Raw genomic sequence first — 17,410 nt, forward strand, 5'->3', positions numbered from 1 at the left:
CAATATTCAATAATCAATTACTAAGGAGTTAGAGAAATGACGGGTAAATTAGAAGGAAAAGTGGCAATTATCACTGGGGCTTCAGCGGGAATTGGAGAAGCAACTGCGATCGCCTTAGCTTCAGTTGGGGCAACAGTAGTACTCGCTGCTAGGCGTGGCGATCGCATTCAGGCATTAGCAGAACGCATCGAGGCTAGTGGTGGCAAGGCATTGCCTATTGTCACCGATGTGACTGATGAAACACAGGTAAATAACTTGGTGGCAAAGGCAAATGCAGAATTGGGAAGGGTTGATATCCTTGTGAATAATGCCGGGATTGCCTTACTGGGAACTATTGAAGCTGGAAATAGCTCAGACTGGCGGCGATCGTTTGACCTCAACGTACTAGGATTGCTATATGCTACTCATGCTGTTTTGCCTCTGTTGAAAGCACAAAAATCCGGGCATATAGTCAATATCTCCTCAGTGGCTGGCCGGACAGCGCGGGCGGGAGTTGGTGTTTATAATGCTACCAAATGGGGTGTTAATGCTCTCTCGGAAGCATTGCGCCAAGAAGTCCACAAAGACAACATCCGCGTCACCATTATTGAACCTGGGTTGGTGGATACGGAAATTGACAGCCAAATTACCGATCCCGTCGCCAAACAACGGATTGAAGAACGACGCAAGTCAATTCAACCTCTGCAAAGCGAGGATATTGCGGCTGCGATCGTTTACGCCCTTACGCAACCGCCACGTGTTAATGTCAACGAAATCCTCATCCGACCAACAGGACAAGAACATTAAAGCTAAATGGGCAGGCTTAACGAGCGTGCCCTTTTTTAGATAGGTAGTGTAAAATCTTTAACCAAATTCCAAGTATTTACTAAATCTTAGAAAGAATCATTTGGGCAGCAGCTTCATCGGTAATCAGTCCTGTAATTAACTTGCCATGCAGAGCAGCCAAAATAGCCTCTGCCTTTTTCACACCCCCCGCCACTCCAATAATGAGTCGATGAGCCGGTTGTTCGAGCGCTACACTGGCAACCCGACTGTTTGTCCCCTGTTGTAGTAATACTCCACGATCGCTGTAAGCCCAACCTGCAATTTCTCCGACTGCTCCCAGTTCAATCAATTCAGCTACCTCATCGTCATTGATGAAGCCATCTTGATGTAATGGGGCATTCCAGGCAATATGACTAATTCCGACAAAGGTTGCTTTGGCTTGCTCTGCAAGAGTTTTGACGGCGAGAAACGATCGCTGAGTCTGCAAAAGTTCTCGTTCTTCAATGCTAGTCGCGACAACCGGAGTCGGCACTGGGTAAGCTTGGGAACCGACGCGATCGGATAAATGCATGACCACTTCGTGACGACCTGCACGCCCAGAGTGGGACATATTGCCAATAATTGAAACAATTTTATGCTGGGGTTGGTTCATTGAGGGGATCTGCTCCACCATTGTTCGCAATGTGCGACCTGATGACAACGCCAGTATGGTTGGGGTTTTAGCCATCAGGTAAGCTTCTAGGTGCGTGGCAGCACATACACCAATTCCGTATAATGTATCACCACTACCTGCATCAGTTGGTACTACTTCACAAAGTGACAGAGCAAAGCGATCGCGTAACGACTCAGCCAGAGCAATGCATTCACTCAAGGGATGATCGAGTCGAAATTTAATCAATTTTTCACTGACCGCCAGTGCCACTAGCCGTTGTGCAGCTTGCCGGGACACATTGAGCTTGGCGGCAATTTCTTCTTGTGTATTGCCGGCGATGTAATAGAGCCAAGCAGCATGAGCAGCCAGGTCTAATTTGCGCGCCCTAAGGGGCAAGCCAGCCTTGCTGGCATCGCGCCGCTCTAAAAAAGGTTGTCCCATATACTACCTGCAAAAGCTATGTATCTATCAAAGGTATGATTGCATTATTTAGAGTATATGCCCAAAGAGATAATCTTTGCTCAATGTATTTTTAAATTTCTATTATCCCCCAGTCACCTCCAAGTTAAACCCAGTAATGTAGCTTGCCTCTTCGCTCATCAAAAATGCAACCCCATTCGCCACCTCTTCCAGGCTTCCTAAACGTCGCATTGGCACTGAATCGATCATCTGTTGCTCAACTACTTTGGGATCGGCATCAAAGTATTGTGACCCCACTGCTGCTTGCAATTCGGTTTGTCGCGTCCACATAAAACCAGGACCAATCAACGCAGGGGAGAGTGCATTCACCCGAATGCCATAAGGAGCCAAGTCTTTCGCTGCCGTTTGAGTAATACCAATGACAGCAAACTTGGAAGCAGCATAAGCCAACATATTTGGCGGCCCAACCACCCCTGCATAACTCGCCATGTTAACGATCGCGCCTCCACCAGCATCGCGTAATTGTTGTGCAGCTGCCTTGAGAATGTGAAAAACGCCGACAACGTTAATGTCGATCACCTTCTGAAAGTCGTCTTCAGGATATTCGTCAGTCTTGGCAAACACTCCTTGATAACCTGCATTATTAAATACATAATCGATCCGCCCAAACTGCTTTACAGCGTCAGTAAAGGCTTTGGCAACATCATCACTAGATGTAACATCACAGCGAAACGTGCTAACTGGAACGTTGTAATCTTTTAGTTCCTCAGCCACATCTGCCATCTTCGGTTCATTCAAATCTAGCAGGGCTATTCCTGCGCCATTAGCAGCAAAACGATGTGCAGTTGCCTTGCCAATATCTCCTGCACCGCCAGTAATTAAGATCGTCTTACCTGCAAACTGATAAGTTGCTTTAGCCGTCATATTTTTAACCTTTTATTGAAGAATTGTTGCGAATACCTGTGATTGCAATGAGATTGGTATGATTTCTATTATTGAGCTTTTACCCAAACTTTGAGCATAAAATCAAAAATTTATTTCGTTCGGTTTTTTACTTTAAAGGAGTTATGCGATGCGTATTCGCCGCTTCGCTAAAGTGCTGGCTGCATTTCTCGCTGGAGTGATGCTGGCGCAACTGCTATATGCTTGTTCACCGCGCTCCCAAGCCACCCAGAAAACTAAAGTAACGATCGCCACTGTAAATAATGGCGACATGGTGGTGATGCAAGAGCTTTCTCGCAAATTTGAGTCAGCTAATCCTGATATTCAACTGCGGTGGGTTGTGCTGGAAGAAAATGTGTTGCGTCAACGCACAACTACAGATGTTGCAAGCCAAGGCGGGCAGTTTGATGTCATGACCATTGGTTCCTATGAAACACCAATCTGGGCTAGACGAGATTGGTTAAGACCCTTGGATTTAGGCGCAAACTATGACGTAAATGACCTGCTCAAACCCATACGAGAAGGACTTTCCAATAACGGCAAACTATATGCCGTGCCATTCTATGGGGAAAGTTCCATGCTGTACTACCGCAAAGATTTGTTTGAAAAAGCTGGGATTGCGGTTCCTCAACAGCCTACTTATCCCCAAATGAGAGAATGGGCAAGTAAAATCCACGACCCAGCGCATGGGGTTTATGGAGTTTGCTTGCGCGGAAAACCCGGTTGGGGTGAAAATGTCGCATTTGTTTCCACATTGGTTAATACCTATGGTGGACAGTGGTTTGATATGAAGTGGCAACCAACGATCAATACTCCAGCTTGGAAAGAGGCGATCGCCTTTTATGTCGATCTGCTTAACAAATATGGGCCACCAGGAGCTAGTTCCAATGGATTTAATGAGAATCTGGCATTATTCTCAACGGGTAAATGCGGTATGTGGGTAGATGCAACCGTTGCTGCGGGGTTGTTATCCAATCCCAAAGAATCTCAAGTGTATAACAAAGTTGGCTTTGCTCGTGCGCCAATTGAAAAATATCCTAACGGTTCAAATTGGCTTTGGGCTTGGGCGTTAGCGGTTCCAAAAACCTCAAAATCACCAGAAGCCGCGCAAAAATTCGTTGCTTGGGCAACATCTAAGGAATACATTCAACTGGTTGCTAAGGAAAATGGCTGGATTGCTGTACCACCAGGGACTCGGACTTCCACTTATGAAAATCCCAACTATCGAAAAGCTGCACCCTTTGCGGAAATAGTACTGGCAGCAATTCAATCTGCTGATGTTACCCATCCATCCGCACAACCAACTCCTTATAAGGGAGTTCAATACGTTGATATTCCAGAATTTCAGGCAATTGGTTCTTCTGTCGGGCAAACCTTGGCGGCGGCGTTGACCAATCGAACTTCGGTAGATCAAGCGTTGCAGCAATCGCAGAAATCGACTGAACGTTTCATGAAACACACGGGTTATATCGAGTGAAATCTTTATTTTTCTCTGTGTCTCTGTGGTGAAAAAATAATTAATTTAACCGCAGAGGCGCAGAGAACACAGAGTCAAGATAAATTCGGAGCCAATCTCACTCACAAAACTTTCACAATCCAAAATCCAAAATCTAAAATTCCATTAGATTATGTCTTCTTCATTAGCGGTAAAACCTCAATCCGAAACGCCACCTCCCACCAAGCAACGGACTACGCGGCAAGTGTCAACCTTACCTCTGGTTGCGCCTTCGGTCGTCGTCTTGCTGCTGTGGATGATTGTGCCTCTGGTGATGACTATATGGTTTTCTTTTCAGCGTTATAACTTGCTGAATCCAGATGCACGCAAATTCATTGGGATTGAAAATTTCACTTTCATCCTCAGTGACTCAGCTTTATGGACATCGATCGCCATCACAATAGTTTTGGTTGTTTCTGTTTTAGCAATCACAATTGGTCTGGGTACATTACTAGCAGTACTATTTGACCAAGATTTTTATGGTCGTGGAGTGGCGCGGGTACTAGCAATCTCCCCATTTTTTGTTATGCCCACAGTTAGCGCCCTGATCTGGAAAAATATGCTGATGCATCCAGTGAATGGGCTGTTTGCTCAAATTACTAGAGGTTTGGGTTTAGGGGCAATCGATTGGTTTGCTAGCGTTCCCTTGCTTGCCATCATTATTATTGTTTCCTGGGAATGGCTGCCCTTTGCCTTGCTGATTTTATTGACTGCAATTCAGTCACTCGATCGCGACCAGTTAGAAGCTGCGCGGATGGATGGCGCAAATGCGATCGCTCTATTTCGGTTCGTCATGCTACCCCATCTAAGCCGCGCCATTGCAGTGGTTGCCATGATTGAGACAATTTTCTTCCTGACCATCTTTGCGGAAATCTTTGTTACCACAGGCGGCGGTCCAGGACTTGCAACCACTAACCTTGCCTATTACATCTTCTTAAAAGCCTTACTGGAATTCGATGTCGGCGGTGCTTCAGCCGGTGGATTAATTGCCGTCATCCTTGCCAACATCGTGGCTATCTTTTTGATGCGTAGTGTTGCTCGTAATTTGGATACCTAACATGGCACGTAAAAACTCGAAAACTTGGCTATGGACATTGCTCGGGTGGCTTGCCGCTTGCATCTTGTTTTTCCCAATTTTCTGGATGTTTCTCACCAGTTTCAAAACTGAAGTAGCGGCAGTTTCAACTCCCCCACAGTTGTTTTTCCGCCCAACATTTGAGAACTATATTGCGATCCAAGATCGGGCAAATTATTTCAATTATGCGTTTAACAGCGTAGCAATTTCCCTCGGAGCGACTATACTCGCGCTGCTACTTGCCGTACCTGCCGCCTACGCAATGGCATTTTTCCCAACCAAACGTACTAAGGGCACTTTACTCTGGATGCTGTCCACTAAAATGCTGCCACCTGTGGGTGTGCTGGTGCCAATTTACATTTTGTGTCGCAACGCCGGGTTGCTGGATACTCACATCGGTTTGATTATCATTTATACCCTGATTAATTTGCCAATCGTCGTTTGGATGATTTACAGCTTCTTCAAAGAAGTTCCCAAAGAAATTCTCGAAGCCGATCGCATGGATGGAGCAACCACTCAGCAAGAACTTGTTCATGTGTTGTTGCCATTGGCAGTACCCGGAATTGCATCCACAGCCTTGCTTTCGATTATTTTGTCATGGAACGAAGCATTTTGGAGCTTGAACTTAACAACAGCAGATGCCGCCCCGCTCACAGCCTTTATTGCTTCCTTTTCCAGCCCTCAAGGATTATTTTGGGCAAAACTTTCGGCAGCATCAACATTGGCGATCGCACCCATCCTCATCTTCGGCTGGCTGAGTCAACGGCAATTAGTCCGGGGTCTGACTTTTGGTGCTGTGAAATGAGTGAAGGCAGACACTCTTACCGCTTTGCGTAAAATCGTGGCGAATTGAGGGTTGAAATTTAAACGCATAGGCGCTTCGCCTTCCCGCAGGGTAGGGGCGCAGAGGTAAGCGCAAAGGTACGCAGAGAATTTGCTACGAATTAATTAAATGTTGCATTCTTTTTTGCGTGAGAGAAAAACTTAAACCCATTAATGGAAACGCTATATGTCAACAGTTGCTTTAAGAAATATCCATAAAACCTACGACAATACAGAGATTATCAAAGGCATTGATCTCGATGTGGGCGATCGCGAATTTGTTGTCTTCGTCGGCCCCTCCGGTTGTGGAAAATCAACCTTACTCCGCATGATTGCTGGACTAGAAGAAATTTCCTCTGGCGATTTACTCATTGATGGACAAAAAGTCAATGATGTGCCACCCGATAAACGTGGTTTAGCAATGGTGTTTCAAACCTACGCCTTATATCCCCACATGACAGTGGCAGAAAATATGGCCTTTAGCCTCCGGCTTGCGGGTATGCAAAAAGCCCAGCGTTATGAAAGGGCGCGTGAAGTCGCTCGTATCCTGCAACTGGAGCCACTCTTGAACCGGAAGCCCAAAGAACTATCAGGAGGACAACGCCAAAGGGTAGCGATCGGTCGTGCTTTGGTGCGTAATCCCAAAGTATTTTTGTTTGATGAGCCACTGTCCAACCTGGATGCTTCTTTGCGGGTGCAGATGCGGATCGAGCTTGCCAGTTTACACGACAGTCTGCAAGCCACGATGATTTACGTCACCCACGATCAAGTTGAGGCAATGACTCTTGCCGACAAAATTGTGGTGTTGCAGGGTGGAATTATAGAACAAATGGGTTCTCCCCTGGAACTTTACCACCATCCCCGCAATCTATTCGTCGCCGGATTTATTGGTTCGCCGAAAATGAACTTTATCTCAGTGACAGTTTCAGCCGTCAATGACTCTGGGGCAACAGTTAGACTCCCTGGTGATGCAAGCGTAATGATTCCGGTGAAACCCAAAACCCTATCAGTTGGGGATAGAGCAACATTAGGAATTCGTCCCGAACATCTGCGACTCGATCAAAATAACCCCAGCGTCAATGGTGAAGTATTAGTCGTAGAACGATTAGGCGGAGAAACCTATCTCTACATCAAGATTGCGGGTGGCGAAACCATAGTTGTGCAAACAGACGGAGATAATCCAGCCAAAATGCATGATTATGTTCCGATTTACATTAATGGTGAGCTTTGCCATTTGTTCGATCGCGACGGTGAAGCCATCCCCAAAGTTCATCGTCACCACCTAACCCAAAATGAATCCCATGAACAGCAATATCAGCACAAATTCAGCAATCAAGCTGAATGAAACATCTCTGTCTCGTTTAGGAAATAACGTTCGCGTACCCAATTACGATCGCCATCAAATCACTAACGGCATTGTCCATATCGGTGTGGGTGGGTTCCATCGCGCACATCAGGCATTATATCTGGATAATTACTTTCATCAAAATCCCGCAAGTGAATGGGGAATCTGCGGGGTTGGGCTACTGGAATTCGACAAACGAATGCGGGATGCACTGAAGTCTCAAGATTGTTTGTATACCTTAGTTGAAAGATCCCCAGAAGGCGATCGCGCTCGTGCGATCGGATCGATTACAAAATATCTGTTTGCCCCAGATAACCGCCAAGCAGTAATTGACACCTTAGCAGATCCTAAATGCCGCATCGTCACCCTCACTATTACCGAAGGAGGTTACTACTATATTGAAGGTAGCGGTGAATTCGATGCCAATCACCCAACTATTCAGTACGATTTGCAGCATCCCGATGAACCAATTGGAGTATGTGGCTTTTTGACAGCAGCCCTCGATCGCCGTCGTCAACAGGGAATAGCACCATTTACCGTGCTGTCCTGCGACAATCTCCAAGGTAACGGCAACATTGCCCGCAAAATGTTAACCGCATTTGCCCAAATGCAGAACCCGGAATTGGGACGTTGGATTGCCGAACAGGTAGCCTTTCCCAACTGCATGGTCGATCGCATTACCCCCGCCACAACCCCAGCAGATATCAAAATGGTGGCAGAACAGTTTAACATCGATGATGCCTTTCCAGTTGTTGCCGAACCCTTCCTTCAGTGGGTAATCGAAGACAATTTCAGCGCAGGTAGACCCGATTGGGAATCAGTTGGCGTTCAGATGACTAAGGATGTTCATCCCTACGAGATGATGAAAATTCGGTTGCTCAACGCCAGTCACTTGTTGATTGGCTATCTTGGCTCCTTGGCAGGTTATACATACGTCCATGAAGTCATGGCAGATCCATTAATTCGGCAAGCCGTCGATAATTTGATGGCAGAAGTTACACCGACACTGCAACCTGTACCGGGGATTGATTTAGATAATTATAAAAAGACCTTAATTGAACGGTTTGCCAATCCCAAAATTCGCGATCAACTCCCGCGTCTTTGCCTGAATAGCTCTGCTAAAATGCCAAAATTTCTTCTTGGCTCAGTCCGTGACGCGCTGCATCAAGGAGGAGCGATTGACTACATGAGTCTAACGGTTGCTGCTTGGTTCCGTTACCTCAATGGACAGGATGACCAAGGTAATCCCATTCCCATTGATGACCCAATAGCAGGTACTCTAACTCAACTAGCTCATTCCAGTGGCAGCGATGCCAAACCATTGCTCAACCTCACTGAGATTTTTGGCGATTTATCGCAGTCACCGCTTTTTGTTGATGCAGTTACGAACCATTTACGCAGGTTGTATGAGTTTGGAGCTAAAGAAACATTAGCTCGATTCTGCAAAAAAATTCCTTTTTAATTTTAATCTCTTACCTCTGTGTTCTCTGTGCCTCTGTGGTTTAATTTATCGAGCCGCAGAGCCACAGAGAACACAGAGAGAAAATATAGGGCTTATAAAATAGGAGAGAAAATTGACTGACATCGTAATTGGCTTAGACTTGGGTACAGGAGGAGTAAGAGCGATCGCAGTTAACCTACAAGGGCAAATTATCGCTCAGTCAACCAGAAGCTATCCTCTATTAACTCCACAACCCGGCTGGACGGAACAAAACTCATCGGATTGGGTGGAAGCCAGTTTGGATGCTCTCTTCGATGTCACTCAACAGCTAAACGGACACCAAGCAATCGCCCTTGGTTTGTCTGGACAAATGCATGGTATGGTTCCTCTCGACGTGGAGGGCAAAGCGATTAGACCGGCAATTTTATGGAATGATCAGCGCACTGGTAAAGCTGTTGCTGAAATTGAAGCCGCTATTCCCCGGCAGGAGTTGATCCAGCGCACTGGAAATCCAGCAATCACAGGGTTTCAACTGGCGAAGCTCTTATGGTTGCGGACTGAAGAACCACAAGCATACACTCGGTTGTGGCAGATTCTTTTGCCAAAAGATTATCTGGGATATGTGCTAACGGGTGAAGCAGTAACGGAACCATCTGATGCCTCTGGTGTCGGCTGTCTGAATCTGGCGAATCGGCAATGGGATAAAGATATTCTCCATACTCTTGATATTAATCCAGCGTTGTTTCCTCCAGTCATCGAATCTACCGCGATCGCTGGACGATTAAAATCAGAAATGGCCGCTCGTGTGGGTTTACCTGTGGGTTTACCTGTAATCGCAGGTGGAGGTGATAATGCCGCCGCCGCCATCGGTTTGGGCATCTCATCAAGCAACCTGAGCCGGGGTAGTTTGAGTATTGGCACATCGGGAGTGATCTTTGCACCGTGCGATCGCCCAATTCCCGATCCCGAAGGTCGGGTACATTTATTCTGTCACGTCGATGGTGGCTATCATCTGCTGGGAGTGACGCTGGCGGCTGGTGGTTCTCTGCGTTGGTATCGAGATACATTTGCACCGCATATATCCTACACCGATTTGATGGATATGGCAGAGCGATCGCAGCCTGGTGCGCGTGGTGTTCTATTTCTACCCCATCTCGCCGGAGAACGCAGTCCCTACCTCGATCCAGATACTCGTGGTGCTTTCGTTAATTTGTCATTAGCTCATACACAAGCAGATATAATTCGTGCTGTGCTGGAAGGCGTTGCATTTAGCTTGCGGGAGGCGTTGGAGGTAATTAGTGCGATCGCTCCCCTCGATCAACTCTTAGCAACGGGTGGAGGCGCACGTTCTCACATCTGGTTACAAATTTTGGCAGATGTTTTGCAAACAAAACTCGTTGCTCCCAAAGCCGAAGAAGGAGCTGCTTACGGAGCAGCTATTTTGGCAATGGTGGGGATTGGTGTTTACCCCAATTTAGCAGCTGCACTCAAGATTTTATCGCAAGATACTAATGTAGTACAGCCGCAACCAAATCCTTTGTATGAAGCAGGGTTTAAGCGCTACAAGCTACTTTACGATACTTTGAAAGCTGTTCGTTGAGAATTCAATTATCTTAAAGTTACCCTGAATTACTGAAGATTTACAGAAAAAATAATCTACATTATGTCAATTAGTCGTAGCGACCTCGAAGCCGGAAACATACAGACAAGACTATTAGAAGCATCACACTCTGGAATCAAGCTAACTACCTTGAGCGAAGATGAATTACAGCGATCGCTCGATGAAACACTACAACAGCAGCCACCAAATTCTGATATCTGCACATTTGCCTACGGTTCGCTGATTTGGAATCCCCTAATTACATATGTCGAACGCCGTGCCGGGATCGTTTATGGTTGGCATCGGCGCTTCTGTACGTGGATGATCCTCGGTCGCGGTACTCCAGATAATCCCGGATTACTCTTAGGACTCGATCGGGGTGGTAGCTGTCGTGGGGTTATTTATCGCATTGCTGCTGCTGATGTCCCATCTGAATTACTGCTGATTTGGCGACGAGAGATGTTAGCTGGTGTCTACATTGCTCGTTGGGTGAAAGTATTTGACGGTACGCAGGAATTCCCAGCGATCGCTTTTGTTGCTAATCGCCAACATCCCAGGTACGCTCATCAGATACCATTAACAACCACTGTTAATAGCATTGCCACCGCATCGGGAAAATTAGGTTCCTGCGCTGATTATCTGATGAAAACTGTTGAGGGATTAATCGCAGAAGGCATTACTGATAAACAATTACTCTGGTTACATAAACAAGTGTTGGCAAAACAACAAGCGCTTTTAGTTAGTGGCGATCGCTCTACTTTAGGGCCTATTTCTGGGCAACAGCCATGATGTGAGCGCTTATCCCCAATATAGAAGGTTCGGTTTCTAACCAACGAATCGCTTCTAAAAGGCGATCGCGGCGACCTACGTCATTCCAGTGTTCCTGAAAGTTTTAACGCTTCATCTCCAAGCAAATTGTTTAATTCAGATAAATCTGACATCGTGAATCTCAACTTCAATCAAATCATTATCTTTAAGGTTACATAGCTCCCGAAGTTTCACATCGCAAGCTATCTCAATAATTGTTTAATGAAAATAGGTAACATAAAAATAGGGTTTAGGAGAAGGCTGAAAATGATCTTTTCCATATATCGTGAAAAGTCAGGCGCAGAAATAACTTACCTTTTTAGCCTAAATAGCCGATCGACTTCAAATTACTGCTGTTGCTATATAATTTAATTTTGCTCATAGCTTACAGCTGCATTGACAATTGAGAGGAAGTGGTACTGATGCCGCGTACAAAAATATCTACACAGGTTTCGATGTAGTCCTCACAGCTATAATTGCCCTGATTGAATTTTGCACTGCGGCATAGCATTCCAGCTAACAACATTCCTGTAAACATATCGACTGCCGGAAATGGATCGAGGTCTGCTCTGACAGTGCCTCGTTTCTGACTTGATTGCAGGTAAGCTACCAGTTTTTCCGCTAAAGGCTTGGCAGCTTCTTGAATCACTTGTTTGGCTGCCTCTGGATGACGTTTGGCTTCTCCAATGAAGGTACGAATTAAGTCTTCCTGCGTCTCTAGCATAGTATTGTAAAGATGGGCATACTGTTTTAAATCAATTTTTAGATCCTGTGTCCACGCTTCGGGGTGTGCAAGGGCTTCTGTCTGGAGTGCTAAGGCATTTTTCATTACTGCTCCCAGAAGTTGTTCTTTGCTAGCAAAGTGGCGAAATAAAGTCACCTCATTCACACCAGCAACACGAGCTATTTCACGGGTAGTTGCTCCTTGAACACCTAAACTGGCAAAGACCTGCAAGGCGGCTTCTATCAAACGTGTACGGGTGAGAGTTGATGAACGGATAGTTTTATGCATTTATGCTGGCAAGTACTTACTTTCATCATAGATTATGTAGAAAAAGTGGTCGTAATTTGGGGAAAATAGTGTTTATGCCAACATTTTTAAAGTTATTGAAAATATTTACCTTCTCAAATTTATTTTGGTGTAGTAGCTAATGTTTTACTCATTTTAGTAACTGGAACAAATATCCCACTTCTTAAATAATGAGGTGCTTTTTGGATGGCAGTAAATCCTAGTCGTAAATAAAACCCTTCAGCATAAAGGCTAGCAGTTGTAATTACCTTATCTATGCCTTGCTCAGTTGCTTGGTCACAAAAATGTTGAACTAAAGCACGGCCAATCCCTTTTCCTTGATATTTAGGATGGACATACAACCCGATGAGTTCATCAACAATAAAACTAGCAAAACCTATAACAACATCTCCCTCCATCGCAACCCAGAAAGATTCTGCTTTCATGCTCTTCAAGATATTTGAACCATCAGGTTTATCGCGGTAATTGCGCCAAGCTAAAAGCTCTTTTTGGGTGTAGAAAGTTGCAGGTAGAGCTTTGATAGCAGCAATATGAATTGCACTCAGTACCCACGCATCTGTTTCTTGGGCAGGTCGAAGAGATATTTCATTAGCGCTCATAGGTTCAGGGCTGGCATTCAGATTACAAGAGGAAGCAGGGGGCAGCACTTCGGCTCCTTTCGACTTCGCTCAAGGCAAGTCGCTCAGTGACCGGAGGCAGGAGGAAAGCAGTATGAATGAAAACTTTAGTTCTGGGTCATTTGCCCAGTTTAAAAAGAAGAATTGTTCTATTTATACACTTGTTCACGAAAATCTCGATCCAATTGCTCCCCTAACTTGCCCAATAGTATAACTCCTGAAATATAATCTACGGTAATTTTATCGACGAAAAGTATAATAAGCTCTAATCACCACTAATACTATCGATAAACCGTATATTATGGATAAAGCAATAAAATAACCAACTTCAAAAGACAAATTTTGAAGCTATCAAGCAATATCTTGTGATATTTGGCTAATTCTGTTGTGTTTATTTTGAATATCTTCTCAAAGCTTGTGCTCTTAGAGTATTTAGCAAGCTGGAAGACATTAGAAAGTTAGAAGGAGTGAATGTGATCAACGCCATACAGATTAACGAAAACTTGACAACAACAGGACAAGTCATACCAAAACAGCTTGAGCAAGCTATTCAAGAGGGTTTTAAGTCTGTTCTCAATTTGCGATCGCCTGATGAACTAGGATTTTCTAAGGATGAGCAAAAAGTAGCGGAAGCATTGGGGCTGTATTATCAAAATGTTCCACTCAAGGTGGATCTCAAAAATTTGAATGAAGAGGTGATTACCAAAATCCTCACGACACTCGAACAAATCCCGAAACCAGCAGTTGTGCATTGTGCCGCCGGGATGCGATCGACTGGAATTGCGCTGTTAAGTATCGCTATCCAGGAAGGATTAACGCCAGAGGAAACCTTAGCAAAAGCAAGAAATCTCGGCTTTGGATTCTTTGAACACGCTGGCGTTAGTCCCCGATTGAAGCAATTATTTGTGGACTACGTTAACAAACACGCGAAGGTAGCTTTACCTGCTAGCTGCTCTTAGATGGATGTTAGTTATTTCTAATTGTTATGTCCTAATAGACTAGAAGGCTGCTATACAAATCATTGAAGAAGAATTTAGAAGTCAGGATTCAGAATTAAGATGCTCTCTACGTTCGCGCTGCGCGTAGCGAGTCGCACAGAATTCAATTCTGTTAGCGGTAGCGAGGCGTTTAGCCCATTCTGACTGCTGAATTCTTTCTTCTTAAAAATTAAAAACTGCTCTTGCTGAAAGTAGACAAGAGCAGTTTTTAGTAGCAAAGCCCAACATAAAAATTTAGGCATCTTCGAGTTCAAATTGAGCCACCGTAACAGCATTAAAAGCGAAAGCTAAAACTAATGGCATTGGCGACTGAAACCAAAAGGTAAAAACAACAGCTAGGATTGTGCCTGTTACTGCGGACATTGACCACAATCGTTCTTCAAAAGTCAGTCCTTTTTCGGCTTTAATCAATCTGAGAACATGAACTGGAATTGGCTCCGGCATTACCCCACCCGGAGGAAAAGCCCAGAAGTTGTTACGTCGCTCAACAAATAAATCTGTCCAGCCATTTTCTTGGCACCATGCCTCAATCCATTGAAGTGAGTAATGATTCATCATCGGGTTTCAGAGTTCGGTTTGTGGAAGTTGTGTGCTTGGTGAATGTAAACTCTTAGAGATTCCTGAAGAACTAACTAATCGCTATAAAATTAACGCTAATTATCGATCTTTAAGCTTTGTTAAGCAATTGAGACGCATATAACTACGCTCAAACCTTGCTTTCATTAATTAAAAGACTAACAGTTGATCGGGGCTGTTGAATTTAAAAGACAACAAACTTTACTTGAAAAAGGCAAAGTCAAGAATTGTAAAGAACTCGGTAAGTATTACTGCTCAAAAAACTTTTTATATCTTGAAAATTTAAATCTATAAATGAAGAATTGTAAATAAGTCAACAAGCATAGGCCATCGTAAACATTGCTTGATTCAGCTAAATTATTCCTTTAGAGTTAGAAATTTCAAGTTTTATCTTTATCAAGAGCGATAGATTATATTCCCCGTCTCTGTTTTGCTAAAGCTTGCTTGATGTGAGAAATAATTTATACTCAGTCATTGGGATCGCTATTGTATTTAAGAAATATTGTTCTGAATATCAAATTTTAGTGCGATCGCCTACGGTGGGGCTTCTCCTGGCGGAGACGCTCCGCGAACGCCCATCGCAGATTGCCGCTCTCTACCTCAAGTAGCAGGGATAATTTTGCTAAAGTAAGAAGCTTATGCTCTTTTTGCGTTACAAAATATTAAGCAACGGAAATACACGTTTTCCAAGTCCAGTAGCAAGGCTGCGAGTCTCAATTAGTACAATCCAGTCTTGCTAATATTCAAATGCGGTAATTAAATGCGGCGACTATACACCAAATTGGCTCTCAATATATTTTGGCGGCAAACACTAGCATTCCTTCTCGGAATTATTATCTGGTGTGTGGCCGATCCAGCAGTGGCAGTAGACTGGACTCATCCACTGTCATTTAGCAATGCAGAGTTGTCAAGACGCGATTTTTCTGGTGAAAGCTTGCAAGCTGCGGAGTTTTCTAACGCCAATATGGAACTGGCTAACTTTTCAAACGCTGACTTACGGGGAGCAGTCATGAGCGCTTCGGTGATGACAAAAGCAAATCTCCACGGAGCGGATTTAACGAATGCAATGGTCGATCAGGTAAACTTGACTAAGGCAGATTTGAGCGATGCAGTTTTCAAAGAAGCTCTTTTGCTCCGCGCCATATTTAATAATGTAAATATAGACGGTGCAGATTTTACAGATGCAATTTTGGATAGAGCGCAAATTAAAGAACTGTGCGAAAAAGCCAGTGGTGTGAATTCCAAAACAGGCGTGCAAACTCGTGATTCTTTAGGATGTCAATGAAGCGTGTTGGTGTAATTGGTGGCGGACAACTAGCCTGGATGATGGCGGATGCAGCACAGAAGCTAGGAGTAGAATTAATAGTACAAACTCCAAGCGTTCACGACCCGGCCGTGTCAATCGCTCAGGAAACTATTTTCGCGCCAGTTGATGATGCAAGTGCTACGGAAATATTAGCTCAAAAATGCGATGTTATCACCTTTGAAAACGAATTTGTTAACCTGAATGCTTTATCTGGTTTAGCACAGCAAGGCGTTTGTTTTCGTCCAAAATTAGAAGCTTTAGCTCCTCTTTTAGATAAATATCATCAGCGTTGCTATTTACGCGACTTGGGTTTACCAGTTCCTCAATTTTTCGCCCTTGACGAGGTGGAAAATCTCAAATCAAAAATAGAATATCTAGGTTTTCCAGTAGTTTTGAAATCCCGCCGTCATGGTTATGATGGTCAAGGTACTTTCATAATTCAGGATTTTGCTACTTTAGAACAAAAGTTAAGTGATGAAAGCACAACAAAAACTTTCAATCAATCACTTTTCTTGTTAGAAGAATTTGTCCCCTTTGAAAGAGAACTAGCAATAATTGCAGCTCGTTCTGTGGAGGGAGAAATTGTCACTTATCCAGTAGTGGAAACCCAACAAGAACAACAAGTGTGTCGGCGGGTGATTGCGCCAGCCGAAATTACACCCAATCAAGTAGCAGAAATCGAAGCGATCGCACATACTCTATTAAATAGCCTAGAAGTAGTAGGAATTTTTGGAATTGAGCTATTTCTCAGTGCTGATGGCAAAGTTTTGGTAAATGAAATTGCACCGCGTACCCACAATTCTGGGCATTTTTCTCTTGACGCTTGCGAAACTTCTCAGTTTGAGCAACACCTCAGAGCAGTTTGTGGTTTACCTTTAGGGAATCCGGCTTTGCAGTGCGCGGGTGCTGTAATGGTTAACCTACTGGGGTATGAAAATTCTCACAGCGACTACCAAAGCCAGCGTCAACAAATAGCAGAAATTCCCCAAGCGCACGTTCACTGGTATGGGAAAACAGAATCACGTCCTGGGCGGAAGTTGGGACATGTCACTGTTTTGCTGGATAATCAGAATAGAGAATCGGCAGGTGCATACGCCAATAACATCGCCCACACCATAGAATCTATCTGGTATCCGAGGTAAATAGATCGGAAAGTTTCGATATTGAACACACAACATCTTTTGAAAAGCTATAATGAGTGAGTTGCACTACGACGTTGGTGACTGCCATCAAGTTTTTTGATCTATGCCTTTAATGACAAGGGAGTCAACTGTTCTTGTGGCAGTATACCGGGCATGTACCCGGAAACTTTAAACGAGGAATTTAGGTTCCCACCTGGATAAACCCAGGTCATAAACTTAGGTAAAACGGCGTCGCGGTGAACTTAAAATTATTAGCTCCCAAAGTCAGTTAGAATTTGGGAGCTTTAATTATTTCAATCAATTTAAAATAAGCGAACTGACAGTAAAGATAGCCATGTTTTTGGGAAACCTAGATACTGAGGTCTCAAGAATTAAGC

General features: G+C 44.3%; 17 protein-coding genes and 1 other RNA gene. 13 read left to right on the top strand and 5 right to left on the bottom strand.

The window, feature by feature from the left end; all coding sequences use genetic code 11:
* Positions 1–36 precede the first annotated feature (36 nt).
* A complete protein-coding gene (locus V7K44_RS29750; protein ID WP_334700088.1) occupies positions 37–786 on the top strand; it encodes an SDR family NAD(P)-dependent oxidoreductase in 750 nt (249 codons plus the stop codon).
* A gap of 79 nt (positions 787–865) precedes the next feature.
* Here the strand turns inward: V7K44_RS29750 and V7K44_RS29755 are convergent, their stop codons facing one another.
* Positions 866–1,858: a sugar-binding transcriptional regulator gene (locus V7K44_RS29755; protein WP_334937157.1), complete on the bottom strand. Its 993-nt coding sequence runs from the start codon at positions 1,856–1,858 to the stop codon at positions 866–868.
* 102 nt (positions 1,859–1,960) lie between these two features.
* The gene (locus tag V7K44_RS29760) at positions 1,961–2,761 is read right to left on the bottom strand and encodes an SDR family NAD(P)-dependent oxidoreductase (protein WP_334937159.1); all 801 of its coding nucleotides are present in this window, start codon (positions 2,759–2,761) and stop codon (positions 1,961–1,963) included.
* 148 nt (positions 2,762–2,909) lie between these two features.
* Between V7K44_RS29760 and V7K44_RS29765 the strand changes: the two genes are divergently transcribed.
* The 7 genes from V7K44_RS29765 (at position 2,910) to V7K44_RS29795 (ending at position 11,346) form a co-directional block, all read left to right on the top strand.
* Entirely contained in the window at positions 2,910–4,256 is a 1,347-nt protein-coding gene (locus V7K44_RS29765) for an ABC transporter substrate-binding protein (protein WP_334937161.1), read from the top strand.
* Between the two features lie 151 nt (positions 4,257–4,407).
* Positions 4,408–5,331, top strand: a complete 924-nt coding sequence (locus V7K44_RS29770; protein WP_334937163.1) for a carbohydrate ABC transporter permease — start codon at positions 4,408–4,410, stop codon at positions 5,329–5,331.
* A 1-nt stretch (position 5,332) separates the two neighbouring features.
* Entirely contained in the window at positions 5,333–6,154 is an 822-nt protein-coding gene (locus tag V7K44_RS29775; protein ID WP_334937165.1) for a carbohydrate ABC transporter permease, read from the top strand.
* A gap of 204 nt (positions 6,155–6,358) precedes the next feature.
* Positions 6,359–7,516, top strand: coding sequence for an ABC transporter ATP-binding protein (locus V7K44_RS29780; RefSeq protein WP_334937167.1), 1,158 nt, complete (start codon positions 6,359–6,361; stop codon positions 7,514–7,516).
* The gene (locus tag V7K44_RS29785) at positions 7,473–8,978 is read left to right on the top strand and encodes a mannitol dehydrogenase family protein (protein WP_334937170.1); all 1,506 of its coding nucleotides are present in this window, start codon (positions 7,473–7,475) and stop codon (positions 8,976–8,978) included. The genes V7K44_RS29780 and V7K44_RS29785 overlap by 44 nt, the downstream gene beginning before the upstream one ends.
* A gap of 112 nt (positions 8,979–9,090) precedes the next feature.
* Complete coding sequence (gene xylB, locus V7K44_RS29790) at positions 9,091–10,557, top strand: xylulokinase (protein WP_334937172.1); 1,467 nt, start codon at positions 9,091–9,093, stop codon at positions 10,555–10,557.
* A 63-nt stretch (positions 10,558–10,620) separates the two neighbouring features.
* Positions 10,621–11,346, top strand: coding sequence for a gamma-glutamylcyclotransferase (locus V7K44_RS29795; protein WP_334937174.1), 726 nt, complete (start codon positions 10,621–10,623; stop codon positions 11,344–11,346).
* Between the two features lie 403 nt (positions 11,347–11,749).
* Here V7K44_RS29795 and V7K44_RS29800 read toward each other — a convergent pair whose 3' ends face one another.
* Positions 11,750–12,376 (bottom strand): TetR/AcrR family transcriptional regulator, encoded by a 627-nt coding sequence (locus tag V7K44_RS29800; protein ID WP_334937176.1) that lies wholly within the window; start codon positions 12,374–12,376, stop codon positions 11,750–11,752.
* Between the two features lie 119 nt (positions 12,377–12,495).
* Positions 12,496–12,993 (bottom strand): GNAT family N-acetyltransferase, encoded by a 498-nt coding sequence (locus V7K44_RS29805; protein ID WP_334937178.1) that lies wholly within the window; start codon positions 12,991–12,993, stop codon positions 12,496–12,498.
* A 491-nt stretch (positions 12,994–13,484) separates the two neighbouring features.
* On the opposite strand from V7K44_RS29805, the gene V7K44_RS29810 reads away from it, so the two are divergent.
* Positions 13,485–13,970: a beta-lactamase hydrolase domain-containing protein gene (locus tag V7K44_RS29810; RefSeq protein ID WP_194040625.1), complete on the top strand. Its 486-nt coding sequence runs from the start codon at positions 13,485–13,487 to the stop codon at positions 13,968–13,970.
* A 273-nt stretch (positions 13,971–14,243) separates the two neighbouring features.
* Here V7K44_RS29810 and V7K44_RS29815 read toward each other — a convergent pair whose 3' ends face one another.
* Positions 14,244–14,567, bottom strand: a complete 324-nt coding sequence (locus tag V7K44_RS29815; RefSeq protein WP_334937179.1) for a hypothetical protein — start codon at positions 14,565–14,567, stop codon at positions 14,244–14,246.
* Between the two features lie 467 nt (positions 14,568–15,034).
* On the opposite strand from V7K44_RS29815, the gene V7K44_RS29820 reads away from it, so the two are divergent.
* The 4 genes from V7K44_RS29820 to ssrS all read left to right on the top strand — a co-directional run bounded on the left by V7K44_RS29820 (position 15,035) and on the right by ssrS (position 17,277).
* A complete protein-coding gene (locus V7K44_RS29820) occupies positions 15,035–15,193 on the top strand; it encodes a hypothetical protein (protein ID WP_334937181.1) in 159 nt (52 codons plus the stop codon).
* 152 nt (positions 15,194–15,345) lie between these two features.
* Positions 15,346–15,870 carry a pentapeptide repeat-containing protein gene (locus V7K44_RS29825; RefSeq protein WP_334937183.1) on the top strand — a complete coding sequence of 175 codons (525 nt, stop codon included), beginning with the start codon at positions 15,346–15,348 and terminating at the stop codon, positions 15,868–15,870.
* Positions 15,867–17,033, top strand: coding sequence for a 5-(carboxyamino)imidazole ribonucleotide synthase (locus tag V7K44_RS29830; RefSeq protein ID WP_334937184.1), 1,167 nt, complete (start codon positions 15,867–15,869; stop codon positions 17,031–17,033). The genes V7K44_RS29825 and V7K44_RS29830 overlap by 4 nt, the downstream gene beginning before the upstream one ends.
* A 60-nt stretch (positions 17,034–17,093) precedes the next feature.
* Positions 17,094–17,277: non-coding RNA, 6S RNA (gene ssrS, locus V7K44_RS29835), on the top strand.
* The last annotated feature ends 133 nt before the right edge of the window (positions 17,278–17,410 follow it).

The sequence above is a fragment of the Nostoc sp. genome (assembly GCF_036917235.1).
Taxonomy (GTDB): Bacteria; Cyanobacteriota; Cyanobacteriia; order Cyanobacteriales; family Nostocaceae; genus Nostoc.